The organism is Streptomyces sp. HUAS MG56, assembly GCF_058673395.1.
Map to the genome: position 1 here is coordinate 9,847,540 of NZ_CM178722.1, position 25,037 is coordinate 9,872,576.

General features: G+C 69.8%; 29 protein-coding genes, 5 pseudogenes and 1 riboswitch. Of the genes and pseudogenes, 21 read left to right on the forward strand and 13 right to left on the reverse strand.

The genetic code is table 11. From position 1 onward, the window contains the following. Nucleotides 1-35 precede the first annotated feature (35 nt). Nucleotides 36-887: an NmrA family NAD(P)-binding protein gene (locus tag AC4OXY_RS44900; RefSeq protein ID WP_491992613.1), complete on the reverse strand. Its 852-nt coding sequence runs from the start codon at nucleotides 885-887 to the stop codon at nucleotides 36-38. A 62-nt stretch (nucleotides 888-949) separates the two neighbouring features. After that, complete coding sequence (locus AC4OXY_RS44905; RefSeq protein WP_491992614.1) at nucleotides 950-1,666, reverse strand: SDR family NAD(P)-dependent oxidoreductase; 717 nt, start codon at nucleotides 1,664-1,666, stop codon at nucleotides 950-952. Nucleotides 1,667-1,752: 86 nt separating this feature from the next. On the opposite strand from AC4OXY_RS44905, the gene AC4OXY_RS44910 reads away from it, so the two are divergent. Then, nucleotides 1,753-2,385, forward strand: a complete 633-nt coding sequence (locus tag AC4OXY_RS44910; RefSeq protein WP_491992615.1) for a TetR/AcrR family transcriptional regulator — start codon at nucleotides 1,753-1,755, stop codon at nucleotides 2,383-2,385. Between the two features lie 331 nt (nucleotides 2,386-2,716). Here AC4OXY_RS44910 and AC4OXY_RS44915 read toward each other — a convergent pair whose 3' ends face one another. Both AC4OXY_RS44915 and AC4OXY_RS44920 read right to left on the reverse strand, forming a co-directional pair. Then, nucleotides 2,717-3,139, reverse strand: coding sequence for a hypothetical protein (locus AC4OXY_RS44915; RefSeq protein WP_491992616.1), 423 nt, complete (start codon nucleotides 3,137-3,139; stop codon nucleotides 2,717-2,719). Beyond that, a pseudogene (locus AC4OXY_RS44920) lies at nucleotides 3,136-3,495 on the reverse strand (transposase family protein); the annotation flags it as partial. The pseudogene AC4OXY_RS44920 and the gene AC4OXY_RS44915, both read right to left, overlap by 4 nt. Before the next feature lie 114 nt (nucleotides 3,496-3,609). On the opposite strand from AC4OXY_RS44920, the gene AC4OXY_RS44925 reads away from it, so the two are divergent. Next, the gene (locus tag AC4OXY_RS44925) at nucleotides 3,610-4,059 is read left to right on the forward strand and encodes a DUF6882 domain-containing protein (RefSeq protein ID WP_491992617.1); all 450 of its coding nucleotides are present in this window, start codon (nucleotides 3,610-3,612) and stop codon (nucleotides 4,057-4,059) included. Between the two features lie 78 nt (nucleotides 4,060-4,137). Here the strand turns inward: AC4OXY_RS44925 and zapE are convergent. The 3 genes and pseudogenes from zapE to AC4OXY_RS44940 form a co-directional block, all read right to left on the reverse strand. Then, nucleotides 4,138-4,656 (reverse strand): annotated as a pseudogene (zapE, locus tag AC4OXY_RS44930) (AFG1/ZapE family ATPase); the annotation flags it as partial. 241 nt (nucleotides 4,657-4,897) lie between these two features. Then, on the reverse strand, nucleotides 4,898-5,482 hold the full coding sequence (locus tag AC4OXY_RS44935) for an SMI1/KNR4 family protein (protein WP_491992618.1): 585 nt from the start codon (nucleotides 5,480-5,482) through the stop codon (nucleotides 4,898-4,900). An 87-nt stretch (nucleotides 5,483-5,569) separates the two neighbouring features. Continuing rightward, a pseudogene (locus AC4OXY_RS44940) lies at nucleotides 5,570-5,680 on the reverse strand (IS21-like element helper ATPase IstB); the annotation flags it as partial. Between AC4OXY_RS44940 and AC4OXY_RS44945 the strand changes: the two are divergent. Then, a complete protein-coding gene (locus AC4OXY_RS44945) occupies nucleotides 5,667-6,074 on the forward strand; it encodes a hypothetical protein (protein ID WP_491992619.1) in 408 nt (135 codons plus the stop codon). The pseudogene AC4OXY_RS44940 and the gene AC4OXY_RS44945 overlap by 14 nt on opposite strands. 15 nt (nucleotides 6,075-6,089) lie before the next feature. On the opposite strand, the gene AC4OXY_RS44950 is transcribed toward AC4OXY_RS44945, so the two are convergent. Next, the gene (locus AC4OXY_RS44950; protein WP_491992620.1) at nucleotides 6,090-6,377 is read right to left on the reverse strand and encodes a hypothetical protein; all 288 of its coding nucleotides are present in this window, start codon (nucleotides 6,375-6,377) and stop codon (nucleotides 6,090-6,092) included. Nucleotides 6,378-6,549: 172 nt separating this feature from the next. Here AC4OXY_RS44950 and AC4OXY_RS44955 point away from each other — a divergent pair. After that, nucleotides 6,550-6,780: pseudogene (locus tag AC4OXY_RS44955) on the forward strand (transposase); the annotation flags it as partial. Between the two features lie 36 nt (nucleotides 6,781-6,816). Here the strand turns inward: AC4OXY_RS44955 and AC4OXY_RS44960 are convergent. The 5 genes and pseudogenes from AC4OXY_RS44960 to AC4OXY_RS44980 form a co-directional block, all read right to left on the reverse strand. Beyond that, nucleotides 6,817-7,251: a LysR substrate-binding domain-containing protein gene (locus tag AC4OXY_RS44960; protein ID WP_491992621.1), complete on the reverse strand. Its 435-nt coding sequence runs from the start codon at nucleotides 7,249-7,251 to the stop codon at nucleotides 6,817-6,819. Continuing rightward, nucleotides 7,176-7,895 carry a DUF1684 domain-containing protein gene (locus tag AC4OXY_RS44965; protein ID WP_491992622.1) on the reverse strand — a complete coding sequence of 240 codons (720 nt, stop codon included), beginning with the start codon at nucleotides 7,893-7,895 and terminating at the stop codon, nucleotides 7,176-7,178. Before AC4OXY_RS44965 ends, AC4OXY_RS44960 begins: the two co-directional genes overlap by 76 nt. 61 nt (nucleotides 7,896-7,956) lie before the next feature. After that, a pseudogene (locus AC4OXY_RS44970) lies at nucleotides 7,957-8,888 on the reverse strand (TIGR03564 family F420-dependent LLM class oxidoreductase). Nucleotides 8,889-8,992: 104 nt separating this feature from the next. Next, nucleotides 8,993-10,393 (reverse strand): NtaA/DmoA family FMN-dependent monooxygenase, encoded by a 1,401-nt coding sequence (locus tag AC4OXY_RS44975; RefSeq protein ID WP_491992623.1) that lies wholly within the window; start codon nucleotides 10,391-10,393, stop codon nucleotides 8,993-8,995. Beyond that, on the reverse strand, nucleotides 10,390-11,496 hold the full coding sequence (locus tag AC4OXY_RS44980) for an LLM class flavin-dependent oxidoreductase (RefSeq protein ID WP_491992624.1): 1,107 nt from the start codon (nucleotides 11,494-11,496) through the stop codon (nucleotides 10,390-10,392). Before AC4OXY_RS44980 ends, AC4OXY_RS44975 begins: the two co-directional genes overlap by 4 nt. 881 nt (nucleotides 11,497-12,377) lie before the next feature. Here AC4OXY_RS44980 and AC4OXY_RS44985 point away from each other — a divergent pair. The 17 genes from AC4OXY_RS44985 to AC4OXY_RS45065 all read left to right on the forward strand — a co-directional run bounded on the left by AC4OXY_RS44985 (nucleotide 12,378) and on the right by AC4OXY_RS45065 (nucleotide 25,033). After that, nucleotides 12,378-13,274 carry a TauD/TfdA dioxygenase family protein gene (locus AC4OXY_RS44985; protein ID WP_491992625.1) on the forward strand — a complete coding sequence of 299 codons (897 nt, stop codon included), beginning with the start codon at nucleotides 12,378-12,380 and terminating at the stop codon, nucleotides 13,272-13,274. Further along, on the forward strand, nucleotides 13,271-14,164 hold the full coding sequence (locus AC4OXY_RS44990) for an ABC transporter permease (RefSeq protein WP_491992626.1): 894 nt from the start codon (nucleotides 13,271-13,273) through the stop codon (nucleotides 14,162-14,164). The genes AC4OXY_RS44985 and AC4OXY_RS44990 overlap by 4 nt, the downstream gene beginning before the upstream one ends. Continuing rightward, the gene (locus tag AC4OXY_RS44995) at nucleotides 14,161-14,892 is read left to right on the forward strand and encodes an ABC transporter ATP-binding protein (RefSeq protein ID WP_491992627.1); all 732 of its coding nucleotides are present in this window, start codon (nucleotides 14,161-14,163) and stop codon (nucleotides 14,890-14,892) included. Before AC4OXY_RS44990 ends, AC4OXY_RS44995 begins: the two co-directional genes overlap by 4 nt. Before the next feature lie 45 nt (nucleotides 14,893-14,937). Next, on the forward strand, nucleotides 14,938-15,996 hold the full coding sequence (locus AC4OXY_RS45000; RefSeq protein ID WP_491992628.1) for an aliphatic sulfonate ABC transporter substrate-binding protein: 1,059 nt from the start codon (nucleotides 14,938-14,940) through the stop codon (nucleotides 15,994-15,996). Beyond that, the gene (locus AC4OXY_RS45005; protein ID WP_491992629.1) at nucleotides 15,993-17,321 is read left to right on the forward strand and encodes an LLM class flavin-dependent oxidoreductase; all 1,329 of its coding nucleotides are present in this window, start codon (nucleotides 15,993-15,995) and stop codon (nucleotides 17,319-17,321) included. The genes AC4OXY_RS45000 and AC4OXY_RS45005 overlap by 4 nt, the downstream gene beginning before the upstream one ends. Next, a complete protein-coding gene (locus AC4OXY_RS45010) occupies nucleotides 17,314-17,502 on the forward strand; it encodes a hypothetical protein (RefSeq protein ID WP_491992630.1) in 189 nt (62 codons plus the stop codon). The genes AC4OXY_RS45005 and AC4OXY_RS45010 overlap by 8 nt, the downstream gene beginning before the upstream one ends. An 8-nt stretch (nucleotides 17,503-17,510) precedes the next feature. Then, nucleotides 17,511-17,927 carry an ATP-binding cassette domain-containing protein gene (locus AC4OXY_RS45015; RefSeq protein WP_491992631.1) on the forward strand — a complete coding sequence of 139 codons (417 nt, stop codon included), beginning with the start codon at nucleotides 17,511-17,513 and terminating at the stop codon, nucleotides 17,925-17,927. Continuing rightward, nucleotides 17,918-18,097 carry a hypothetical protein gene (locus AC4OXY_RS45020; protein ID WP_491992632.1) on the forward strand — a complete coding sequence of 60 codons (180 nt, stop codon included), beginning with the start codon at nucleotides 17,918-17,920 and terminating at the stop codon, nucleotides 18,095-18,097. Before AC4OXY_RS45015 ends, AC4OXY_RS45020 begins: the two co-directional genes overlap by 10 nt. Next, nucleotides 18,094-18,903 (forward strand): ABC transporter permease, encoded by an 810-nt coding sequence (locus AC4OXY_RS45025; protein ID WP_491992633.1) that lies wholly within the window; start codon nucleotides 18,094-18,096, stop codon nucleotides 18,901-18,903. The genes AC4OXY_RS45020 and AC4OXY_RS45025 overlap by 4 nt, the downstream gene beginning before the upstream one ends. Before the next feature lie 132 nt (nucleotides 18,904-19,035). Next, nucleotides 19,036-19,233, forward strand: coding sequence for a hypothetical protein (locus AC4OXY_RS45030; RefSeq protein WP_491992634.1), 198 nt, complete (start codon nucleotides 19,036-19,038; stop codon nucleotides 19,231-19,233). Nucleotides 19,234-19,490: 257 nt separating this feature from the next. Then, nucleotides 19,491-19,599, forward strand: a riboswitch (SAM riboswitch). 29 nt (nucleotides 19,600-19,628) lie between these two features. Further along, entirely contained in the window at nucleotides 19,629-19,778 is a 150-nt protein-coding gene (locus AC4OXY_RS45035; protein ID WP_491992635.1) for a hypothetical protein, read from the forward strand. A 147-nt stretch (nucleotides 19,779-19,925) separates the two neighbouring features. Continuing rightward, entirely contained in the window at nucleotides 19,926-20,906 is a 981-nt protein-coding gene (locus tag AC4OXY_RS45040) for an amino acid ABC transporter permease (protein WP_491992636.1), read from the forward strand. Continuing rightward, the gene (locus tag AC4OXY_RS45045; RefSeq protein WP_491992637.1) at nucleotides 20,903-21,700 is read left to right on the forward strand and encodes an amino acid ABC transporter ATP-binding protein; all 798 of its coding nucleotides are present in this window, start codon (nucleotides 20,903-20,905) and stop codon (nucleotides 21,698-21,700) included. The genes AC4OXY_RS45040 and AC4OXY_RS45045 overlap by 4 nt, the downstream gene beginning before the upstream one ends. Before the next feature lie 64 nt (nucleotides 21,701-21,764). Next, nucleotides 21,765-22,793 carry an ABC transporter substrate-binding protein gene (locus AC4OXY_RS45050; RefSeq protein ID WP_491992638.1) on the forward strand — a complete coding sequence of 343 codons (1,029 nt, stop codon included), beginning with the start codon at nucleotides 21,765-21,767 and terminating at the stop codon, nucleotides 22,791-22,793. Between the two features lie 86 nt (nucleotides 22,794-22,879). After that, on the forward strand, nucleotides 22,880-23,605 hold the full coding sequence (locus tag AC4OXY_RS45055) for a GNAT family N-acetyltransferase (protein ID WP_491992639.1): 726 nt from the start codon (nucleotides 22,880-22,882) through the stop codon (nucleotides 23,603-23,605). A gap of 26 nt (nucleotides 23,606-23,631) precedes the next feature. Next, the gene (locus tag AC4OXY_RS45060; protein ID WP_491992640.1) at nucleotides 23,632-23,739 is read left to right on the forward strand and encodes a putative leader peptide; all 108 of its coding nucleotides are present in this window, start codon (nucleotides 23,632-23,634) and stop codon (nucleotides 23,737-23,739) included. A gap of 76 nt (nucleotides 23,740-23,815) precedes the next feature. Continuing rightward, nucleotides 23,816-25,033: an LLM class flavin-dependent oxidoreductase gene (locus AC4OXY_RS45065; RefSeq protein ID WP_491992641.1), complete on the forward strand. Its 1,218-nt coding sequence runs from the start codon at nucleotides 23,816-23,818 to the stop codon at nucleotides 25,031-25,033. Nucleotides 25,034-25,037 lie beyond the last annotated feature (4 nt).

Consider the following 25,037-nt stretch of genomic DNA (forward strand, 5'->3'; position numbering starts at 1 on the left):
CCAGGATTCGCGGATCTCGCTGCTGCTCTCCCGGCTCAGGCGAAGGCCACGGCGTGCTCGGAGACGAAGGTGTGCAGGCTGCGCGGGGCGGTGCCGGTGAGGGCCGCCACGTCGCCCGTCAGCCAGGCCGCGTCGCCATCGGCGATCAGCCCGAACGCCTGGGCATTGGAGGTCGCGACGGGCTCGGGGACGCCCGCCTTGATCATCGCCGCCCGGTGTTCGTCCGGACGGATCTGGCGGTACTCGACGTCGTGTCCCAGTGTCGCGGAGAGTTCTTTGGCGATGTCGGTGTAGGTGATCAGGTCAGGGCCGGTGAGCCAGTAGGTGCGGCCCGCGTGCCCGCTGGGCGCGGTGGCGATGGCGGTCGCGGCGGCGGCGACGTCGCGGGCGTCGATCATCCCGACCTGTCCGTCGCCCGCCGACATCACAAAGCCCCGCGTCTGGCGGATCACCGGGGCCAGCGCAAGCAGGTTCTGCAGGTACGCGTTGGAGCGCAGCAGCGTGTGCGCCACGCCGGTGGCCTCCAGGTGCGCCTCGATCCGCGCCTGTCCACGGCGCCGGTCGACCGGGGAATCGGCTGACGCCTTGCTGGTGATCTTGACGATGTGCGATACGCCCTGCCGGACCGCGCTGTCGATGACCGCGATCTCCTGGGCCGGCACGGCCGGGCTGACCAGCACGACGGTGTCGATGCCGTACAGGGCCGCGTCCAGCGTGTCCGGGCGGTCGAAGTCGCCGGTGACGATCTCGATCTCGTCGGCGAGATCGGTGCGGTTCGCCACACGGGACGGGTCGCGGACCAACGCCCGGGCCGGCTGGTGCCGTGCGGACAGCAGCCGCACGGCTTCTGACCCGACCGTGCCGGTCGCGCCGGTAACCAGAATCATGATGTCTCCCTCGAATGCGGTCGACTATGGACGGACAGTGACAAACGGTCAGCAGCGGACGGTCACAGCGTGGCGACCCGGCCCGCGTCAACGGCGAGAACGACTCCGGTGATCGGCCGGGCATCCTCGCCGGCGAGGTAGGCGATGACGCGGGCGACCTCGTCGGGTTCGTTCGCCCGGCCCAGCGGGCTGGCGGCCGCGAGGGTGTCGAGCATGTCGCCCATGCTCTGGGTGATCTCGGTCCGGCTGGGTCCGAGCGCGACGGCGTTGACGCGCACGCCGGCCGGGCCGAATTCGGCCGCCCATGAGCGGGTCAACGCCTCCAGGGCCGCCTTGCTCGCCCCGTAGGCGGCCATACCCGCGGCGCCCCGGGCGGCGACCATGGTGGAGACGTTCACGATCGCCCCGCGACCACGTGCGGCCATCGGCGGGGCCAGTGCCGCGGTGAGGAAGAACGGGGCCCGGACGTTCACCGCGCTCATCGCGTCGAAGGCCGCGTCGGTGGTCTCGGCGGTCGGGCCCAACTCCCAGTAGCCGGCGTTGTTGACCAGCACGTCCACCTCGCCGGCCTCGGCGGCCAGGCGACGCACATCCTCGGGTGCGGCGAGATCGGCGCGGATGAAGCGCCCGCCGGTCTCGGCGGCGACCTCCTTGCCCCGGTCCTCGTCGCGGCCGGTGACGATCACCGTGGCACCGCGCTGGCTGAACAGTCGCGCGGTCGCCCGGCCGACGCCCGAGGTTCCACCCGTGATCAGCACCGTTGTCAGCTCAGTACTCACTCGCTGCTCCTCCATGAATTGGATCGACCTATCCAATCCAAGGCCAGTAGGATTGGATAGTCAAGTCCAGTCTTGGAGGGGGTTCGATGCCGCCACGCGCAGCACCGCAGGAGGCGCCCAGCACACGGAAGGGCCGCGCCACGCGCGAGCGGATCGTCGCGGCCGCGGCCGACCTCATGTACCGCCGCGGCGTGGCGGGCACCAGCACCCCCGCGGTCCGCGATGCCGCCGGGGTCAGCTCGTCGCAGATCTACCACTACTTCGCCGACAAGGACGACCTCACCCGCGCGGTCATCGCGTTCCAGTCCGAGGCGATCCTGTCCCACCAGGCACCGCTGCTGGCCAGGCTCGACAGCGTCGAGGCGCTGCGGTCCTGGCGCGAGGTGGTGGTCGACGCCGCCCGCCGGCAGAACGGAGCCGGAGGCTGTCCGCTGGGCAGCCTGTCCAGCGAGCTGTCCGACGACCATCCATGGGCGCGCGACGCCCTGGCCGCCAGCTTCACCGCGTGGTCCGAGGCGATTCGCGCCGGCCTGGCCGCCATGGTCGACAACGGCACACTGCGGCCGGAGACCGACGCCACCACACTGTCCCTCGCCCTGCTGGCGGCAGTGCAGGGCGGACTCGTCCTCGCGCAAGCCCAGCACACCACCGACGCCCTCGAAGCCGCCCTGGACGCCGCGATCGCCCATATCCACGACCACGCCGTGCCGCCAGCCTGAACATGCAGTTCGGCTCTACCCGATTCACCCAGAAACACCATCCGCCGCAGGCTGGGCCATGTCGAACCCCGCCGCCGGTCGACGTGCCAGGCAACCCGCTGAACCTGGATTCACCGGTCGGTGATCGCCGCAGGCAGCGGCCTGAAACAGAGAGGTGCGAACCGACGCTGATCGCCTACGGCGGCCTGGAGCCGCTGGTCCGCCTAGCCGAACGGCGGGGCCTGCCTGCGCTGATCGGTGAGCGGCTGTACCTGCCGGCCGCGCGGGACAGGGTGGGCGTTTCGCGGTTGAGCTTGATTGAGGGCTGCTGGTCGCCGGTGCGTGATGGGGGTCAAGCGCCGGGCGGGGCGAACAGGCCGGGTTCGGGTTCGGTGAGGATGCCCCTGGCGACCAGGCGTTTCAGCTTGGAGCGGATGCCTTCGGTGTTCTTCGGGACGATCGGCAGGTCGAGTGCCTGGCACAGGTCGCGGGCCCGCATCGGCTGCCGGGTGTCGGCGAAGGCGGTGAGAATCTGCTGGTAGGCGGGGTGGTCGGGGACGTCGGGGCGGTCCGGCTCGTCGGCGGGCGTGGGTGCGGGGAGTGCGAGGGCGGTCTTGTGGGTGACGCGCAGGTTCTCGCTCTCCGCGTCGAGTTCGCCCAGTTGTGCGGTGAGTTCCTCGATGCGGGCGCGGAGTTGCGCGGCCTGTTTCGCCAGTTCGCGCTCGTGCGTCTCGACGTACTCCAGGACGGCTTTGACCTGTGGGTTCTCGCTCATGCGGCCCTCCAGGACAGGAGGGTGGCGCCGGTGAGGCGGCGGGCCATGACGGAGGTCATCGCCCAGAAGACCCGTGAGCGGGAGGTGGCCAGCCGGTGCTCGTAGTCGCGTGCGAGGCGGCGGTAGAACATCAGGATCCCATTCGTCTGCTCCACGATCCACCGCTTGGCCTGCGGGACGAAGCCCTTGTCGACCGGGTTGCGTTCGACGATCTCGACGTCGATGCCGTGCTGTCGGCCGTGGTCGACGACGCGCTGCTTGAAGCCCTGATCGACCAGGGCTTTCTTGATCGTGTCGGTCTGCTCGGCAACCCCGTCCAGCAGGGCGATGCCGGCGGTGTTCTCGTGCGCGGAGGCCTCTCTGGCAGACTCCGCGGCATGGGAATGTTCAAGCGGGCCAATGAGGTGGAGAGTGCTGGTCAGGCTGGGGAGCGAGCCGACCTGAGCATCCTGCTGCTGCAGGGCGAAGACATGATCGAACAGTTGGGTCGTGCCCACATGTCCTGGGGGCTGGGTTCAGCGGACCGCTGGGATCTGGACCAGACGACCGGCATCATTACCTGGACCTTCCCCGACAAGACGGCGACGGCACCCGCGCAGATCCTCGGCAGCTTCAGCCCCGGCTCGGGCTCATGGCTGTGGGCCTGGGCCAACAAGAGCATCCTCCCCGACATGAGCCGTGACGCCCGCCGCTTCCGGGACTGGGCTGAAGGCAACGGGCATCCCGCCCTTGCCCAGCCGAAGATCGACGCTGATGAGCAGGCTGCGTCGACGCTCGTGGCTTTGGCTGTCCGGATCACCGGGGCGACCGGCTATTACAAGGGGCCGGGAGGCAACTCCTTCGTGATCATCACCTTTGGGCCGGTCACCCTGACCGCTGCGGACGGCAAGGTCTCCACTTTCAACATCAATATCAACTAGCGTCGGCGGACCGGGCCGAGGGGCGCCTGAGGCTTCATTGCTCAGGCGCCGGTCCGAAGACTCCTGCGGTCAGCCGGCCTATGAGGTTGCCGTTCCGTTCTTGTCGGCGGGGTTCCGAGGGCGCTTGTTCGGGCGGTAGCTGGGTCCGTTCATGATGACCTGGTGGCTGGTGTTGATCAGACGGTCCAGGAGCGATTCGGCGACGACAGGGTTGGGGAAGAGGGGATACCAGTCGCTGGGCGCCCGGTTGCTGGTGATGATCAGCGAGCGTCCTTGCCGTTCAGAGACGAGTTCGTAGAGGTCGTCGGCCTGGGCGGCGGTCAGCTGGCGCATGGCGAAGTCGTCGAGGATCAGGACGTCGGGGCGGATCAGCTCCCGCATGCGTTTGTCCCAAGTGCGGTCGGCATGGCCGCCGGCAAGCTCGGCCAGGATCCGGCTGGTCTTGGCGAACCGGACGTTCGCACCCTGCCGGACCGCGAGGTGACCGAGAGCCTGGGCGACGTGTGTCTTGCCAACCCCGACCGGTCCGAAGAGGATGACCGACTCGCCGGCGTGGAGCTGGCGCAGGGCGGCCAGGTCGCGGATGACGCTGGAGGGGGTGGTGGTTGGTGTATCAGGTGCTGGCTGGCCGGGTGTGGGACGCTGACCCCGGTGCGGCGGCACGGGCGCGAGGCACCGACGCCGGTTGGACGGTGGGGGGGGCGACGAAGCGCCGTCGGCGGGGGAGGGGCCGTGGTCGGAGAACACCGCCGCCACACCGCTTGCGGCCATGTTGCCTGATCGCTACTTTGCGGTTGGTGTCTGAGCTAGGGCTCCAGGGCCGAGGCGTCCGGAGCGGCTATGAGGTGGGACGCCCGCGCCTTTCAGCGCTGCGGCTGACAGGAGAGGTCAGTTCGAGTTCCCGGTTGTCGTGGCCTGCCGCCATCTCGTCCAGCCAGAGTTCATACCAGGCGATGAAGTCCGGTGCCGGAGAGAGGTCGGGGCCCCAGAAACCATCGGAGTTGCCCGTGAGGATGCGCCCGGTCAGCGGTCCCGTGAGTCCCATCAGAACCACGTCGCTGCATCCTGCTTCGATGATGTGCAGGAACCTGTCGCCTGGACGTGCACGGTCCTCGACCGTGATGAAGCCGCGCGGGGCCCCATCATCTGGCCCTTTCGGGTCCATCGCGAACAGTTCGCACCGGCTCAAGGGCAGAAGCCCGTAGAACGGCGCAGCTCCCGTTGCGCCGAGGAACGTCAGGAAGTCGCGGTAGGGGGCGGGAAGCACGACTCCGCGGTCAGTCTCGAAAGCATCAAGCCTCGCCGGGCTGACGGTTGGCCCGAGCTGGAAGCGGTGCTTCTCCTCGCCGAAGGAATGGCTGCGAAGAGGGCTGAAGGGTATCTGTGCGAGCTTCCGACGCAGATGAGGCAGGCGGGGGTCCATACGGATCTTCTCTCGTTCGGCCCCGAAGCCTAACGGTGAGGCACGCCTTTCGACCACCGAGTAGGACCGCCCCGAGTCGGTGATACCTCAGCTGGCCCGTTCGGCTTGCGCGCGGGTGTGCGTGAGACGGTAGGACTCGGTTCCGGTCTGGATGATTGCTCCGTTGAACGTGAGCCGGTCGACGATGGCAACCGCGACGCTGGACCGGCTCCTGCACCGGGCCACCGTGGTCGGCATCGACGGCCCCTCCCACCGGCTTCGCCACCACCAGAACCACGCCGATGGTTTGCCGCCGCAAGGCCGAGCACGCCGCGGCCAGGCCCTCGACGCGGAACGGGCCCGACGGCTCGGGCAGACACCACCACTCGCACCTCCGACCCGGACCGAGCTTCCCCCTCCACCACCAGCCCGCACGACCTCGCGGCAGCAGCCCACCACGGTCCGCGACCCGCTGGAACCGACCGCGACCCGGAAGTGCCCACACTGCCAGCAGCCAGTCACCATCGTCGCGCTGCTGGCCACCCCAGAAGCCGCCCGGCCCAGCACGCCCCAGCACCGGAACGACGTCGTTCCACTGCGGCAGGCTCCATGACCGCAGGGCCGCCACTCAGTCGAACGGCTCGTCGCTCCAACGGAACCAGGCCCGCTCGCCGTCGATATGCAGTAAGAACTCCGCAACCGGGCCTGCGGGAGCGACCAGTTGGAGCTTCTCGCCGATCTCCCGGACCACCTCGTCCCACTCGTCGAGGTCCTCCTCTTCGACCAGTTCCAGTTCGCGGTCGAACAGCGACTTCACCTCGACAAAGCCCTCAGCCGGCACGAAGCGCCCGGACAGCCAGGGGAAGTCGCCCTCCTCGATGAGGATCTCCCCGCCCGACGAACTCATGACGATCATGTGCCGCCTGGCCAGCAGCGCCAGCTGAGCCGCGCCCGCGCACGCGGGCCCGGCGCGGCGACGTGGGTGCCGCCGCGTTTTCGCCGCCCGCGTCCCGTCACGGGAGTGGCTCCTGTCGGGCGGCCGGGGTCTAAGACCGTGTCCTATGTGGTGGCGGCTCGTTGGGTTGGTCATGGGGCGGGGTACGTGGAGTTGGATTGTTCCGGACGGGTTGTGGGAGCTGGCGGAGCAGTTGATCCCGCCGGACCGGGTGCGGCCGCAGGGCGGCGGGACGCCGAACACGCCTGATGAGACGCTGTTCGCGGCCATCATCTACGTGCTGGTCAGCGGGTGTGCGTGGCGCGCGCTGCCGCTGTGCTTCAAAGGAGCAGTGGACCGAGGTCGCGCACGGTGGCTGCGAGCGCGCGGATAAGTTCGTTGTCCGATTCGGTGGGCCAGATCATGGCGTAATGCAGCGGGGGAGGTCGGTGAGGGGCTGCCAGTGGATGTCGGGCAGGTGCGAGTACTGGGTGACGTGGCTGGGGAAGGGGAAGATGATGTCTCCGGTTCCCACCAGGGTGATGAAGTCGTCGACCTGGGTGGTGTGGTGCAATCGTTCGATGGGTCGGCCGCGGCGGGTGTGGAAGGGCCGGTAACTGTCCTCCCAGTAGTCCAGGTGGAGATCGGCTGAGGCGGAGGGGAAGTCGGCGAGTGCTTCGAGGGTGACTCGGCTGCGGGTGGCCAGCCAGTGGCCCTCGGCCGTGGCGAGGATCCTGTGGTCGGTGAGAAGGGTCGGGCCGACCGTCAGATCTGCTTCCTCTACAGGCAGCCACGCGACGATGGCGTCGACCTCGCCTCTGCGCAACTGTCCGAAGGGGTTGTTGAAGGGGAGCACGCGGATCTGCAGCTCCCACTGCGGATACCGGTCGCGTCGGTGAACAGCACCATCAGCCGACCCGGGCCGTGTCCCGGGAACGCAGTGAGTGACAGCCGGCGCTCGTCCAGTTCGAACTCGACCCGGCCCGGAGCGTCGTAGACATGCTCAAGGCCCTCGACCGCGGCGCCCACGGTGGTCGGTCGTGGCGTGTCGAAAGGGATGTAGCGGCCCGTCACCGCCCAGCGTGGGTCGGGGGCGTAGGAGGGCGTTCCGGTGAAGGCCGTGCGCAGCGGCGCGTCCGGGTGCCGCGGGCGCACGATGTCATGCCCGCCGCGCCGGGCGACCTCGATGACGGCGTCTCCCCAGACGGCGTTGACGCCACCGTGTTCGGGAAGCAAGCCGAAGCGGTGTTCACCGTGCACCGGCGTTCCGTCGACGACCAGTTCCTCGCCGTCGTCGAGGTCCACGACGACCCCGTCGGTGCCGGTGTCCCATGCGCCGGGCGCGTCCGGGAAGCGCTGGGGCCGGTCGTCGAGCCAGTGCTGGCCGGTGATCGCCAGGAACCCGTGCGGGTCGGCGAGTCGGGCCTCCTGGGCGCGGTGCCACTCCAGCCAGTTCTCGGTGAAGGCGTGGAGGTCTGTTGTGGTGGCCTCGGTGGTCATGGGTTCTCCTTCGTCACGGGGGTGCAGGGGGCCGGTCGGGCCGTCGGTTCGACCGGCGTGCTCAGCGGGCCAGTTCGCCGAGGAGCCGCCAGGTGCGTCGGCGGTCGGCTTCTCCCGCGATCTCGGTGCCCGAGAACACGACCTCGGTTGCGCCGGCGTCGCGGTAACGTCGTACCTCGGCCTCGACGGTCTTCTCGTCGCCGATCACGGCCAGGTCGGCGGCCCGCCGGCCGCCGGAGAGTTCGATGACCCGGGCGTAGGACGGGATCTGTTCGTAGAACGCGAGGTTCTCGGTGGCCTTGGCCCGCACCGCGTCCACGTCGTCGGTGACCACGCCGGCACCAGGGCCACGATCCTGCGCGCGGGGCGGCCGGCGGCCTCGCCCGCGGCGGTCAGGGCGGGCACGATGCGGTCCGCCAGGGCGCGCGGTCCCGCCAGGTAGGGCAGGATCCCGTCCGCCAGCTCACCGCTGACCCGCAGAGCCTGCGGCCCCATCGCGGCGACCAGCAGGGGGACGCCGTGCTCGGCGCCCGGTACCCGCGCCGGGAACGGGGTGGTCGCGGTGAGCAGCTCGCCGTGGAAGTCGGCCGTGCCGGTCTCGGTCAACTGCCGTAGGGCAGTGAGGAATTCACGCAGCCGGGCGATGGAGCGTTTGAAGAGCAGGCCGAAGCCGGTCTCCGTCAGCAGTTTCGTGCCCAGGGCCAGGCCGAGGTGGTAGCGGCCGTGGGTCGCGGCCTGGGCGGCCTGGGCGGTCTGGGCCTGGCTGGAGACCAGCAGCGGGTGGCGGCCGAAGACGGCGATCGCGGAGGTGCCGACCTGCAGTCCGGGCACTTCCCGCCCGACGATCGCCGCGAGCTGGGATGAGTCCGCGCCGAAGGTCTGCCCGAACCAGGCCGACGTGAGAGCGAACTCCGCTGCTTCCTGGGCCAGTTGTACGGTGGCATCGACCTGGCTCGGCGCGTCGGAAGCGTTGAGCGCTACTCCAACAGTCATGTCAGTCGGAACGGGCGTCGGCCGGACCCGCATTCCGGTCCGTGTGTGACAGCTTCTTGTCAGTCATGTGTACTCAGTCCTGAGTGGAAGGGCTGTCCCGGTGCTCAGCCCGCCTGCCGTCGGTCCGGCACGGACCGGTGCGTGAGGGGTTCGCGCAGGCCGAGGTTCTCGCGCAGGGTGGTGCCAGCGTACTCGGTGCGGTAGACCCCGCGTTCCTGCAGTTCCGGGACGAGCAGGTCGACGATGTCGTCGAGGCCGTCGGGGATGAGATACGGCGTGACGTTGAAGCCGTCAACCGCGCCGTTCCGCACGAAACGGGCGAACTTGTCGGCAAGACCGGACGGGGTGCCGACGTGCCCGCGCTGCGGGCCGAGCGCGATGACGGTCTCGCGCAGCGACCAACCGTGTGCCTCCGCCTGCGCCCGCCATTCGGCCACGACCACCCGCGGGTCGGCGATGCGCCGGGCGCCGAAGGAGCCGTCGTTCTCCGTGACGACCGGCTCCTCCTTCGGCAGTGGCCCGTCGGCGTCGCGGTCCGAGAGGTCGATGCCCCACAGCAGCCCGGCGATCCCCAACGCCGTGGCCGGGGTGACCTGTTGGAGCCGGATCCAGCGCTTCTTCTCCTGGGCCTCCTCCTCGGTGGCGCCGAGGATGATCTCGGTGCCCGGCAGGATCCGCAGGTCGTCGTCGGGCCGGCCGACCGCCCGCAGTCGGCGCCGGATGTCGTCGGCGAAGGCCAGTGCGTCGTCGAAGTCGTTGCCGTGCGCGGAGAAGATGACGTCGGCGTTACGGGCGGCGAAATCGCGTCCCTCGCCGGAGTCCCCGGCCTGGAAGATCACGGGGTGGCCCTGGGCGCTGCGCGGCAGCGTCGGGGCGAGGTCGACATCGAACTGCGGCCCGCGATGGCGTACTTGGTGTACGGCACCGGGCGCCGACCAGGCGGGCGCGTCTGGGGAGTCGGCGACGGCTCCGTCCGCCCAGCCGTCCCAGAGCGCGCGGGCCACGGTGAGGAACTCCTCGGCGCGGTGGTAGCGGTCGGCGTGGTCGAGGTAGCCGCCGCGGCGGAAGTTGGCACCGGTCCAGGCGTTGTCCGTGGTCACCACGTTCCAGCCGGCGCGGCCTTCGGAGAGCAAGTCGAGGCCGGACAGGCGGCGGGCCAGATCGGCGGGTTCGTTGAAGGTGGAGTTGGAGGTGGAGACCAGGCCGATACGGCGGGTGACCGCGGCCAGTGCCGCGAGCTGGGTGATGGCGTCCGGCCGTCCGGCCACGTCGAGATCGTGGATCCTGCCGTCGACCTCGCGCAGCCGCAGCCCCTCGCCGAGGAAGAACGCGTCGAACAAGCCGCGTTCGGCGGTCTGGGCGACTCGTTGGAAGGAAGCGGGGTCGATCTGCGAGCCGCTGTCGGGGGCGGACCAGATGGTCCAGTGGTTGACGCCCTGGAAGAACACCCCGAAGTGGAGCTGGGCGTGCGGCCGGGGGACGTCGAGGGGATCGGTGCGGGTCATCGGGCGTCCTCCTGGGCGGCCACGGCCGCGGCGGCGAAGCGATTGGCGGGGCGCTCCAGACCCAGGGCCGAGCGCAGGGACGTACCGGGCAGCGGACGGGTGACAAGGCGCCGCTCGGACAGGGCCGGCAGCACGAGGCGGGAGAGGACGCGCAGGTCCTCGTCCAGCACCAGCGGATGCAGCCGTACGCCGTCGACGTGACGGCTCAATTCACCCAGGAGAGCGACGAGTTGATCTGCGGGACCGATGTGTCGCAGCCTTCCCCGGTCGCTCCACGCCGCGTGCCGTTCCAGGTCGGCGACGCGCTCGGCGGCCGTGGCCTGAGGGGTGTCCAGCGCCACGTCGACCTCGGCGAAGACGCGGGGCGTACCGGCGGCGGCAGCGGCCGTGGCGACCGACGCGAGGTCGCGTCCCTCGACAAGAGCGACGTCGAGCTGTGCGGCGGGAACCCGATCCGGCCGGCCCAGGACGACCAGCTGCCCCTGAGGCGGGCGCGGCACGATCGACGGACCCTTGACGGCATACGTCTCGCCCGTGAAGTCGATGTAGTGCAGCCGCTCGCGGTCGAGGTAGCGGCTGGTGGCCACGGACCGGATGACCGCGTCGTCCTCCCACGAGTCCCACAGGGCGCGGACCACCTCCACGCCGTCGCGGGACTCCCGGACCCGCGCGGCGGCGTCGGCGATCAGGGGCCGTCCCCAGACACGGGCCGCCTCCGGACGCTCCTCCTCCGTCACCACCCATCGGGCGCGACCGGCGGAGATGTGGTCCAGGGACGCCAACTGGCTGGAGACATGGAAGGGTTCGGCATACGTGACCGGGGCGACGGGCGCGATCCCGATGGTGCTCGTGGACGCTGCGACGAAGGCCGCCCGCTCCACCGCGCCGATACGGCCCACCGGATCCGGTGAGGCGCCGGGCGGCAGCGCGCCGTCATCCAGGGTGATCAGGGTGAACCCGGCGTTCTCGGCGATGGCGGCGACCTGCGCCACGCGGCGCCGGGTGAGCAACTGATCGGGGGAGTGGGAGGCGCGGCGCCAGGCCGCGGGGTGGGCGCCGTCGCCGTCGATCTCGACGGCGACGTGCAGGACGGGGCCGGTCAATGGGGTTCCTTCCGGGAAACACGAGGACTCGCGGCCACAGGGCCACGACGAGACAGCCGACGGGACGGCCGCCAGGGGTCAGGCGTGTACGGAAGGACAGACGGCGGAGGAGGTTCGGCAGTAGTCGACATGCCGCCGGGTGATGAGCCGTGCACCGGTGCACGCACCGCGCGGTGCCGCGCCCAGTACGTGCATCAAAGCCTCCGGCTGTCAGGAACCTCCATTTCAACGTACGCCGTCCGCCCCCGCGAGTGTCAAGGTCGAACATAGCGGAGGGGCGTCGTACCACTGGGACGCCTGCGTGCCTTCTTGCGCCTCGACTCAGCGGATCCCGTGCGGCTGTCGGCGACGGTGGGCGAGCAGTACCGAGCGGCGGCCGTCGACAAGCGCAGAGGTTCTGTGTGTCCGCAATGCAAGACCTGCCCGGGAAAGCATTGACCAACGTGGTGGCCGTCTGCTGAACTCCCGTCCCATGAACCCGCGCGTGGACCTGACCCGGCGGCGCCACATTGATCTGGCGCACGTCTCCAGCGCGTTTTGTTGTCGCTGACCCGGCAAGTGGTCGCCGGCATTGGCCGGTGTACGTAGTCGGCGCGTGCCGGGCTGAGGCGGAAACCGCCCGCACTGCGATGCTTCCCACCGGATCGTCGTATCCACCTCCTGTGAGCTCTCCGCTTCGTATGAGCCGGGAGCCTCTTCGCGTACGCCGACTCGGTCGCTGAGAACGCGGCCGTAGCGGTCCTGCGACCATGCTTTTTCTCGCCGGCCCGGCCGATTCGGCGTTCCGCGTGCCGGGCCGATCAGTCCTGCGCGCTATCAGCGCCTTCATCCAGCTGCCCAGCACGCCTTGGTGTGCCCATCCGTCCGGGAGGGACCCCCTCATGCCTCCGTCCATCCGTAAGCTCACCGGCCGTATCGGCGCAGTCGTCGAGGGCGTCGACCTCGCGGCGCCGCCGGACTTCTCGACGATCACCACGCTCCGAGACGCTCTCAACGAGCACAAGGCGATCGTGTTCGACGACGTGCGGCTCGACAACGCCGACCAGGAGCGTGTGGCCGGGTGGTTCGGCGAGCTGACGACCGCTCATCCGAACGTGCCGGCGGCAGACGGCACGACGAACGTGCTCGCCGTCGACAACGAGACCTCCAAGGCCAACGCATGGCACACGGACGTCACCTTCGTTGTCAACCCGCCGCAGCTGACCACGCTCCGGTCCGTCGTGATCCCGCCCTACGGCGGCGAGACCCTCATCGCCAACGCCGCCGCGGCCTACCGCGACCTCCCCGAACCGCTGCGCGCCCTCGCCGACACGCTGCGCGTCGTACACACCAACCAGTACGACTACGCGCGTCCCGCAGCCGCGACCGCCGAACAGCAGGAGTACGACCGCATCTTCGTCTCGACGCCCTACGAGGCCGAGCACCCGGTCGTGCGGGTGCATCCGCTGACGGGCGAACGCGGTTTGTTCATCGGCGGGTTCGCCAAGCGGATCGTCGGCCTGTCGGGCAGCGACTCAGCCGATCTGCTGCGCATCTTCCAGTCGTACGTAACGCGTCCGGAGAACATCCTGCGCTGGAGCTGGTCCCGAGACCAGCTGCTGATCTTCGATAACCGGATCACCCAGCACTACGGGGTGGACAACTACGACGACCACCCGCGCCGCCTCAACCGGGTGACGGTCGCGGGTGAGGTGCCGACCGGTGTCGACGGCCGCCGCAGTGAGCAACTCCGCGGCGACGCCTCGCACTACAGCAGTGTGTTGGCGGTGGCGGCATGACCGAGGTCCGCATCGCGGCACCGGCCGTCGTGAAGGGCCCGGACCCCGGGACGACGAACGCGCGGGAACGCGAGGTGTTCCTCCCGCGCGACGCCCGCCGAAGGACGCTGCTGCGCACACTCCGCGAGCGCCTGCGCTGGCCGCTGGGCATCTACACGACTCCGGTCGCGATCCTCATCGCCTGGGAGGCGCTCGCCCGGGCCGGACTGGTGTCGAAGACCTACGCCCCGGCGCCGACCTCGATCGTGAGGTCAGCCGCCGATCTGTGGCAACAAGGCGTCCTCGGACCCGACGTGGCCATTTCGCTGCAGCGGGCCGGCATCGGTCTGGCGATCGGACTGACGGTGGGGATCGTCACCGGGGTGCTCGGCGGGCTGCTGCGCAGCGGTGAGTATCTGTTCAACGGCCTCGTGCAGGTACTCAACACGATCCCCCTCCTGGCCGTGCTTCCGCTGATGATCGTGTGGTTCGGCATCGACGAACTCACGAAGGTGCTGCTGATCTCCTTCGGTGCCGGCGTGCCGATGTATCTCAATTTGTTCGCCGCGATCCGGGGCGTGGACCAGCGGCTGATCGAGATGGCGCGGACGACGGGCGCGGGCACCTGGCGCCTGGTGACGCGGGTTCTGGTGCCCGGGGCTCTGCCGGGGTTCCTCGTCGGTCTCCGGTTCTCCCTCGCGTACAGCGTCCTGGGTCTGGTCGCAGCCGAAACGGTCAACGCGGACCAGGGACTTGGCTTCCTCATCACTCAGGGGCAGACCTATCTGCAGACCAACCAGGTCTTCGTGGGGCTGGTGATCTACTCGCTCCTCGGTCTGCTCGCCGACCAGTTCGTCCGGGCTCTCGAGCGGGTGCTGCTGCGGTGGCGACCCAGTTATGAGGCGTCATGAGCAGCACGATCGCGACGGAGCCCCGTCGGCAGACCGGAGTCGTCGTCGAGCAGGTGGTCCGTCGGTTCGGTGACCGGGTGGTGCTCGACCACCTCGACCTCACCGTCGCCGACGAGGAGTTGGTGATTCTGCTCGGCCCCTCGGGCTGCGGCAAGAGCACCCTTCTGCGGCTGCTCGCCGGACTGGACCAGCCCGACGGAGGGCGCGTCGAGGTCCCGGCACTGCGTGCGATCGTCTTCCAGGCCGACCGGCTGCTGCCGTGGCAGCGGGTCCTGCGCAACGTCACGCTCGGCCTGCACGGACCCGACGCGGAACAGCGGGCCCGCAAGGTGCTGGCCGAGGTCGGCCTCGCAGGCCGTGAGAGGGCGTGGCCCAAGGAGCTGTCCGGCGGCGAGGCCCAGCGGGTGTCGCTCGCACGGGCCCTGGTCTCGGAGCCCGAACTCGTATTGCTCGACGAGCCGTTCGCGGCCCTCGACGCCATCACCCGGCTGCGCATGCACGACCTGGTACGGGCGCTGCGGACCAAGCACCACGCCGCCATGCTGCTCGTCACCCACGACGTCGACGAGGCGATCGCCCTGGCGGACCGCATCGTCGTCATGAGCAACGGACGCATCGGCACCTCGCACGAGGTTCACCTCTCCGCCGCGGAACGCGAAGCGAGCGTCGCACGCGAGGAACTCCGCGCCCGGCTCCTGGAAGATCTCGGCCTCGCCGGCCAGCACTGACCTGCCCGAACACTCTTCCCCCAAGCACAGAAAGCACGACAACCCATGCGAAAGAGGACCACCAGACTCATCGGCGCCGTCGGCTCGCTCGCCCTGGCGGGCACCCTCGTCGCCTGCGGATCGTCGTCTTCGGACAGCGCCGCGCCGCTGAGCAACGCCGTCGCAGCGAGCGACGCGAAGCACCCCGAGTGGAGCAAGTACACCTTCACCATCGGCGACAACGGCGGTGACGGCAGCCAGGAGCTGGCGAAGATCACCGGCGTGTTCGACAACGCGCCGTACAAGGTGAAGTTCGCCCGGTTCACCTACGGCCCGCCCCTCGTGCAGGCCGCCGCCTCGGGCGACATCGACCTCGGCAGCGTCGGCGACGTGCCGCCGATCACCGGAGCCGCGAAGGAGTACGGCTTCAAGGTCGTCGCCGTCAACCGCTCGCTCACGCCGACCCAGTCGAACGAGAACATCATCGTGCCGAAGGGCTCGACGCTGAAGACGGCCGCCGACCTCAAGGGCAAGAAGATCGCCGTTCCACAGGGCAGTTCGGCCCACGGCCTGGCCCTGAACGCGCTGAAGAGCGTCGGCCTCACCCCCAAGGACGTGAAGCTGGCCTTCCTCGACCCGGCGGCCGGCGCTACGGCGTTCAACACCGGCAAGGTGGACGCCTGGTCGATCTGGAACCCGCAGTCCGCGATCGCGGTCAAGAACGGCGCGCGGATCCTGGTGAAGGGTCTCCCGCCGATCGACCAGACGAGCAGCTACTACGTCGCCAGTGACACGTCGCTGAAGGACAAGACCAAGCGTGCTGCGCTCACGGACGTACTGAAGAGGCTCTCGCGGGAGTTCGCCTGGGCCGTCAAGAACCCCGACCAGTACGCGCAGGCGCTCTCGAAGGAGCAGGGCATTCCGCTTGCCGACGCCAAGGCGTCCCTGGCCGCCTACTCGAACCGGGTGACCCCGGTGGAGCAGCCGGACATCGAGCTGGAGCAGAGGCTTGCCGACGCCTTCCTGGAGGCGGGTCAGATCACCAAGGAAGTCGACGTCAAGTCGATCACCGACAATCTCCTGCCGGCCGGCTACGACAGCTCCAAGCTCAAGGTCACCTCATGAGCGCGAGACGGCGTCGGCTCCATCTCAACGCCTTCCTCATGGAGGCGGGTCACCACGAGGCGGCGTGGCGGCTCCCGCACAGCAATCCCCGTGCGGACTTCGACCTGCGGCACTGGATCGAGCTGGCGCACCTGGCCGAGAGCGCCAAGTTCGACGCGCTGTTCCTCGCGGACGGCCCAGCCCTCATCGGCACCGGCGAGTTCCGGCCGCCGGGCCAGCTTGAACCGCTGACGCTGCTGACCGCGCTGTCCCAGGTGACCAGCAGGATCGGCCTCATCGCGACCGTGTCGTCGACCTACAACGAGCCGTACAACCTAGCCCGCCGACTCGCGTCGGTCGATCACGTCAGCGGCGGCCGGGCCGGCTGGAACATCGTCACCTCGGCGGGGGCGGACGAGGCGGCCAACTTCGGCCTCGCCGACCGCCCCGGCCACGCCGAACGCTATGCCCGCGCCGACGAGTTCCTGAAGGTCGCCAAGGCGCTGTGGGACAGCTGGGAGTCCGAGGCCGTCCTCACGGACAGGACCACCGGACGCTACGCCGACCCCGCACGGCTGCACCGCCTCGACCACCGGGGCCGGTACTTCAAGGTGGCCGGCCCGCTCAACGTCGAGCGGCCACCGCAGGGCTACCCGCTGCTCGTCCAGGCCGGCTCCTCCGAGGACGGCAAGGACTTCGCGGCCCGCCACGCCGAGGCGATCTTCACGGCGCACACGACGTACGAGCGCGCGGCCGCCTTCTACGCCGACATCAAGGCGCGGACCAGGGCCGCTGGCCGCGACCCGGACGGTGTGATCGTGCTGCCCGGCATCGTCCCGTACATCGGGTCGACCGAGGAGGAGGCCCGGGCGACTGCGCGGCAGTTCGACGAGCTGCGTGTCCCAGAGTACGGGCTGCGTCAGCTGGGCGCCGTGTTCGAGACCGAGCCGTCGGTCTTCGAACTCGACAAGCCTCTGCCGGACTTCATCCTGGCCAGGCCGACGCTGGAAGGCTCGCAGAGCCGGTCCGACCTGATCATCGACCTCGCGGTGCGCGAACGGCTTACGGTCCGGCAGATCATCTCCCGGCTCGGCGGCGGACGCGGTCACTTCGAGTTCGTCGGCACGCCCGAGCAGATCGCGGACACGATCATCGCCTGGTCCGAGGGCGGTGCCGCGGACGGGTTCAACATCATGGCTCCGGCCCTGCCGTCGGGCCTGGCGGCCTTCGTGGAGCATGTGTTGCCGATCCTGCGCGGCAAGGGGCTGTTCCGCGAGGAGTACGAGGGCACGACCCTGCGTGAGCACTACGGGCTCCCGGTCCCGGCGAACCAGTTCCATGGCTGACCCGCTCGCGACTCCCGCCGCTTCCCGGAGCGGCGGGAGTCCGCCCGCACTGCGGGTCGAGGGCCTTCGCAAGACGTACGAAGACGGCTTCACAGCGCCGGCCGGGCTCGACCTGGTGATACCCGACGGCGCCTTCTTCGGCCTGCTCCGCCCGAACGGCGCGCCGGGAAGATCACGCTGATCGGCTGGGTGTGCAACATCGCCCGACCCACCGCCGGCACCTTCTCCGCCTTCGGCCACGACCACCGCAGCCGTCAGGCCCGTCGGCTCCTCGGCCTGGGCGCGCAGGAGATCAACATCGACCGGTTCCTGTCCATCCGGCAGATCCTGATCTACCACGCCGGACACCACGGCATCGGCCGGAAGGCGGCCGCCCGGCGCGCCGACGAACTGCTCGCCCCGTTCCACCCTGACGACAAGGCCGGCGTACGCGCCTACGAACTCTCCGGCGGCATGCTACGGCGTCTCGTCCTCGCGCGGGCTCTCATGCTCCGACCCGCCTGCTCATCCTCGACGAGCCGACGGCCGGCGTCGACGTCGAGCTGCACTCCGGGATCTGACGGATCGTCAATGGTGACAACGCCGCAGGTGCCACTGTGCTGTTGACGACGCACTACCTGGAGGAGGCGGAGACCTTGTGTGACGAGATCGCGCTGCTGCGCGCGGGCCGGATCGTCGACCGCGGCTCCGCCGTCCCGCTGCGGGAGCGGTGCGCGGCCTGGGACATGTCGGAGGTCTACGACCGGGTGATCACGGCGGCGGAGGTCGCCCTGTGAGCGGCACCGAGACCCCGGCCTTCCCGGCGTTCGACGAACCGTTCAGGGCGGAGCGGTCGCCGTTCCTCTGGCTCCTGGAGCCCGAGGTCCTGCGCTTCCTCACGATCTGGCGCTACAGCGTCGTCGGCCTGGTGCTGTCGACCGTGCTGTTCGTCGTCGTCTTCGGGTCGGCCCTCGGCCGGCACGCCGACACGATCGACGGCATCGGCTACGGCAGCTTCATCGTGCCCGGCCTCTTCACCCAGGCCATCGCCAACGTCGGCTTCTTCAACGGGACGACCAGCCTGTTCGAGGCCCGCCACGACCAGTACGTCGACGACGTGTTCGCCAGCCCGCTCAGGTGGCGGGAGTTCAACGCGGCACCGATGGGCGGCGGCGTCGCCCGAGGCATCGTCGTGGGCGCGGGCGTCCTGGCGGTGGCACTTGCGCTCACTCACGGCGGTGCACCGGCCCGCCCCCGCGCCCTGTTGCCCGGCACGCTCGGGTGCTTCTGGTCGCCGCGCAGGTCGGTGTGTTCGCGGGTGGCCACGCGAGCTCCCTCGATCACGTCTACTCCATGGAGTCGGTCATTCTGCTGCCGCTGGGCTTTCTCGGCGTTCTGGGACGCCCTGAGCCGCCTCGACCCCGTCTTCTGGCTGGTCCAGGTCGAGCGGATCGGCTTCCTCGGCCCGGGTGACGTCGGCGCGGGCTGGGCCCTTGCTGTGGTCTGGGGCCTCGCGGCGGCGCTCACGGCCTGGTCGGCCGCGATTTCGGCACCGGTCGGCTCAGGCTCTGAGCCCCGCAACGAAAGGGACGCAGCGTCATGACGAGCACCGAACCGGAACAGACCCTGTCCACGGACGTGTTGGTGTTCGGCGGCGGTCCAATGGAGTTCTCCAACGCCTACGCCATCGCCCCGAAGGGCACGTCGCTGCCCCAAGACCGCCTGCTGTTCCTGGGTGACCTTCTACCGCGCCGACGGCTCGGTACTGAAGGGCGCGGGCAGCGCCCGCGGCCGACCGGTGATCGCGGGGACGCTGCTCACGGAGCCGGTCTACGCCCGGCTCGCCCGGGCCACCACTGACGCGCAGCGGGCGATGCGCAAGGGGCAGCCGCACTCTGCCGGCCGAAGGCACGGTACGCCGCCCCGCTGGTGACCGCGGTCGCTCCGGGCTTGCGCTTCCGTGATGTGACACAGCTCGAGGAATCCGGTCTGCTCGGCGGGTACCGGCGTGAACTCGGCTGGGGCAGGGGAAGGGCTCTCGGTGCCCGCACCGCGGTCGGACCGGAGTATCCGGACTGACCGGCCTGGGCCGGCACAGGTTCAATACCCAGACTCCTTACCGCCGGCCGTTCACCTGGTGGACCGGCGTTGACAAATGTTCGGGCCGTTGCCTTAACTACCGCCCAGAACGGTCATGAGCGTCAGCGACAAGCCCTGGCTTGCTGACCGGCAACCCTCCCACCGCGGTGGGGTGCCCCAGGTGACGACCCGGCCGATGAAGTTTCGGTAAGCGCGAGGCCCCAGGGCCGGAACAGTGACGGTGACACCATGTACGCAGCTCCCAGGACGGCCGCCCGCCGCTCCCCGGGCTGCGTGCCGTCGTACGTGAACCTGCTCGTCGCCGATCGTGCCGTCGATCTGCTCCGCGTGAACAGCGCACTGTGTACCGCACCGGGCCGTGCCCGCTGTCTGGGCTGACACCTCCCCGCAGCCCCGGCACTTGCTGACGAACACCGCGCCCGCGGTGTGCCCCCCTGCCCTCCCCGCCCCCCGGTACCTCGCCGTCGTGTGCGCCGCCGCATGCCGCCGTGCTTCCGGGGTGTTCCCACCCAGCCGGAGCCCACCATGAGTGAACCCCCTGGTGCCACCGTCACCCTCGCCAAGGCGCCGTCCACCGGCGAACCGTCAAAACCCCTCACAGCCCAGCGGGTTCTTCCGCTGCGGCGGCCAGGCCGCTGGATCCTCACCGCGGGCGTGCTGGTCCTGGTCGCCCAGTTCGTGCACGGACTGGTCACCAACCCCTTCTACCAGTGGGACCGCTGGAGCTACTGGTTCCTGCGCCCCACCATCCTCGACGGCCTGCTGATCACCCTCGAAGTCACCGCCTACAGCGCGGTGTTGGGCCTTGTCGGCGGCATCGTGCTCGCACTAGGCCGGCTCTCCAGGAGCCCGGTGCTGCGCGCGGTCAGCTGGACCTACGTCTGGGCGCTGCGCTCCATCCCGCTCATCGTGGTGCTGATCTTCCTCTACAACTTCAGCGCCCTGTACAAGACGCTGAGCGTCGGCGTCCCCTTCGGCCCGGCCTTCTTCTCCTTCGACGAGTCAAGACTCGCCACCGACATGGTCGTCGCCGTCGTCGGCCTCAGCCTCAACGAGGCCGCCTACGCGGCCGAGGTGGTACGCGGCGGCATCCTCTCCGTCGACCAGGGCCAGCACGAGGCGGCCGCGGCGCTCGGCCTGCCGAAGGGCTACCAGTTCCGGAGGATCGTCCTCCCGCAGGCGCTGCGCTCGATCATCCCGAACTACGTCAACCAGCTCATCGGCCTGATCAAGGGCACCTCGCTGGTCTTCTACGTCTCCCTGCTCGACCTGTTCGGCTCCGCGCAGACCATGGGCTCCACCTACCCCGGCGACATCGTGCCGCTGCTGCTGGTCGTCACCGTCTGGTACCTGATCCTGACCAGCATCGTGTCCGTCGTCCAGTTCTACGTCGAGCGGCACTACGCCCGCGGTGCCACCCGCAGCCTGCCGCCGACGCCGCTGCAGAAGCTCCGCACCGGCCTTTCCGGCCTGCGGGCCCGTATCCGCCGGGAGGCTGCCGTATGACCACCGAGACGCTCGAAGCCCTGGCCGGCGTCGAGGCCGCCACCGTCGAGGTCCACGACGTGCACAAGTGGTACGGCACCCACCGGGTACTGGACGGCGTGGACCTGACCGTCCGCCCCGGCGAGGTCACCGTCATCCTGGGCCCCTCCGGCTCCGGCAAGTCCACCCTGCTGCGGGTCATCAACCACCTGGAGAAGCCCGAGATCGGCTACGTCAGTATCAACGGCGAGCTGATCGGCGTGAAGCGGCAGGGCGAGCGGCTGAAGGAGCTCAGCGAGCGGGCCATCCTCACCCAGCGCGGCCGGATCGGCTTCGTCTTCCAGAACTTCAACCTCTTCCCGCACCTGACCGTGCTGGACAACGTGGCCGCCGCCCCGGTCGCGACTGGGAAACTCACCAAGTCCGAAGCTCGGGAACTGGCCGGCGAGTTGCTCGTCCGGGTCGGTCTCGCCGACAAGACCGGCGCCTACCCGCGCCAGCTCTCCGGCGGCCAGCAGCAGCGCGTCGCCATCGCCCGCGCCCTCGCCCTGCGTCCCGGCGTCATCCTCTTCGACGAGCCCACCTCCGCCCTCGATCCCGAACTGGTCGGCGAGGTCCTCGCCGTCATCAAGGACCTGGCGACCAGCGGCACCACCCTCGTCATCGTCACCCACGAGATCGGCTTCGCCCGAGAGATCGCCGACCGGGTCGTCTTCATCGACGGCGGCAAGATCATCGAGCAGGGCCCGCCCTCCGAGGTTCTCGACAAACCCCGACACGAGCGGACCAGGGACTTCCTCAGCAAGGTCCTCTGACCCGCCACGCCCCCCAGACCTCCCCCCACGCCACCCTCATCACCTCCAGCGACAAGGAACGGCCATGCCCACCCACTTCACCCGACGCAGCCTGATACGCGGCATCACGGCGGCGACGGCCGTCGCCTCCCTGGCCACCGGGCTCGCCGCCTGCGGTGGCAACAGCGACGCGGCCACCACCACCGACACCGCCGCCAAGTCCGGCGAGGTTGTCATCGGACGGGTCTCCAACGGCGCCGCCACCCAGACCGCCATCAAGGTCTCCGAGGTCAAGTCCATCAGCGCCGAACTGCCCGTCGCCGTCAAGAAGAGCGGCAAACTGGAGATCGGCATCGGTGCCCTGCCCGCCGGGTTCCCGCCGCTGGCATACGTCGGCGACGACCAGAAGACCCTCACCGGCTCCGAGCCCGACCTCGGCCGCCTGGTCGCCGCGGTGTTCGGGCTCAAGGCCGAGGTGAAGAACTCCACCTGGGAGAACCTTTTCGTCGGCATCGACAGCGGCAAGGTCGACGTGGCCTTCTCCAACGTCACCGACACCGAGGAGCGCAAGAAGAAGTACGAGTTCGCCTCCTACCGGCAGGACAACCTCGCCTTCATCGTGCCGAAGAAGAGCACCTGGAACTTCGACGGCAACTACGAGAACCTCGCCGGCAAGACGATCGCCGTCGGCTCCGGCACCAACCAGGAGAAGATCCTCCTGGAGTGGAAGGACAAGCTGGCCAAGGAGGGCAAGAAGCTCACCGTCAAGTACTTCCAGGACAGCCCCAGCACCTACCTCGCGCTGAACAGCGGCAAGATCGACGCCTCCTTCGGTCCCAACCCCGGCTTCGCCTACCACAACCGCCAGGTGGCCAACACGCCCAACGCCACCCGCACCGCGGGCACCTACTCCGGCGCGGGCGCGAGCCTGCAGGGCCTGATCGCGGCCACCGCGAAGAAGGACGGCGGACTCGCCAAGCCGCTGGCCGACGCTATCAACTACCTGATCAAGAACGGTCAGTACGCGGAGTGGCTCAAGGCGTACAACCTCTCCGACGAGGCCGTCGCCAAGTCCGAGGTGAACCCGCCGGGCCTGCCGCTCGACAACTCCTGACCACCGCGTGCCGGGGACTCCACCGCCCCGCGGTGGAGTCCCCGCGCGCCGGACACCCCGAGCCCCACCCCGGAGAGCGCCACACCATGTCCGTCACCACCCTCGACGCCAGTTCCTCGCACATCCTGGACAACCCCGCCTGGGCCGCACTCACCGGCCCCCACGCCCACTTCGCCGAACGCATCGGCCAGGCCGCCCGCTACCACCAGGACGTGGCTCCCTTCAACGCCGTGTCCGACGAGCACGACCCGCGCGCCTGGGTCGACCTTGCCGCGCTCGTCGGCCCTGGTGGCACCGCCTCGGTGCGGGGCGTCACCGAGGCGCCGGAGGGTTGGGAGGTGGTCGGCACCGGACACGGGGTCCAGCTCGTGGACACCGGCCTGCGTGCGGAGCCCGACCCCGAGGCCGTGCGGCTCGGCCCTGACGACGTGCCCGAGATCCTCGATCTGGTGGCCCTTACCGAACCCGGTCCCTATCTGCCCCGCACCGTCGAGATGGGCACCTACCTGGGCATCCGCCACCGCGGCCGCCTGATCGCCCTGGCCGGCGAACGTCTCCATCCACCTGGCTGGACCGAGATCAGCGCCGTGTGCACCGACCCGGCGTATCGCGGCCGGGGTCTGGCCACCCGCCTGGTCCGCGCCGTCGCGGCCGGCATCAAGGAGCGCGGCGAGCGGCCCTTCCTGCACGCCAGGGCCGACAATGCGAACGCGATCCGGCTGTACGAGTCGATCGGCTTCACCCTGCGCCGCCGTACGGACTTCTCGCTCGTACGGCGGACCGAAGCCGCCGTCCTGGAAGAAACGGCATAGCTGTGCCGTTGTCCTTGTCGAAGGCGATGATTTGGAGGTGGTCCGCGGTGACACGTGTACTGCATGCCGTGTGCCTCCACAGCCGGCCCCACATCGACCTCCAGCGCGTGGCCGGCGCCCTCTGTAGCTCCTGATCCTGTTTCCCCAGCGCCATGCGCCCCGCTTCCCGGGTGCTGGTGATCTCGTACGGACCTCCAGGAAGGCACCCTCGTGGCCTCAACTCCCCCATCCCACCTGCACCTTGCCGTCGCCCTTGAGGGCACCGGCTGGCACCCCGCCTCCTGGCGCGAGCAAACCGCCCGCCCCCGGGACCTGTTCACCGCCGGATACTGGGCCGGCCTGGTCGCCGAGGCCGAGCGCGGCCTGCTCGACTTCGTCACCCTCGAGGACGGCCTCGGCCTGCAGTCCTCGCACTATGCCGAGTTGGACGGCCGCACCGACCAGGTCCGCGGCCGACTCGACGCCCTACTGATCGCCTCCCGCATCGCTCCCCTCACCCGGCACATCGGTCTGGTGCCGACGGTGATCGCCACCCACACGGAGCCCTTCCACATCTCCAAGGCCATCGCCACCCTCGACTACGTCAGCACCGGCCGTGCGGGCCTCCGGGTGCAGATCTCCGCCCGCCCGCACGAGGCCGACCACTTCGGCCGCCGCGCTTTCCCGCCGATCAACCTCGAGGAGTTGCAGACGCCGGCCGGGCAGGAGCGCCTCACCGATCTGTTCGACGAGGCCGCCGACTACATCGAGGTGGTGCGCCGGCTCTGGGACAGCTGGGAGGACGACGCCGAGATCCGCGACGTCGCCACCGGCCGCTTCGTCGACCGCGACAAGCTGCACTACATCGGCTTCGAGGGCAAGCACTTCAGCGTCAAGGGCCCGTCCATCACTCCGCGCCCGCCGCAGGGCCAGCCGCTGGTCACCTCCCTCGCCCACCAGACCGTCCCGTACCGGCTGGTCGCCCGGCAGGCCGACGTCGGCTACGTCACCCCGCACGACACCGACCAGGCCCGCGCGATCGTCGCCGAGATCCGTGCCGAGCAGGCGGCGGCCGGGCGTTCGGCCGAACTCCTGCATGTTTTCGGTGACTTGGTGGTCTTCCTCGACGACGACCAGGGCGCCGCCGAGGACCGACGCGCACGGCTCGACGCCCTCGCGGGCGAGCCGTACACGAGCGACGCGCGCATCTTCAGCGGTACGCCCGTCCAACTCGCCGACCTGCTCCAGGAGTTGGCGGAGGCGGGCCTGAGTGGCGTCCGACTGCGCCCCGCGGTCGCGGGCCACGACCTGCCCGCCATCACCAAGGGCCTGGTCCCCGAACTCCAGCGCCGCGGCGCCTTCCGCACCGCCTACGAGGCCGACACCCTGCGCGGCCTGCTGGGCCTGCCCCGCCCCGCCAACCGCTACGCCGCAGCCGCCACCGCCTGAGCCG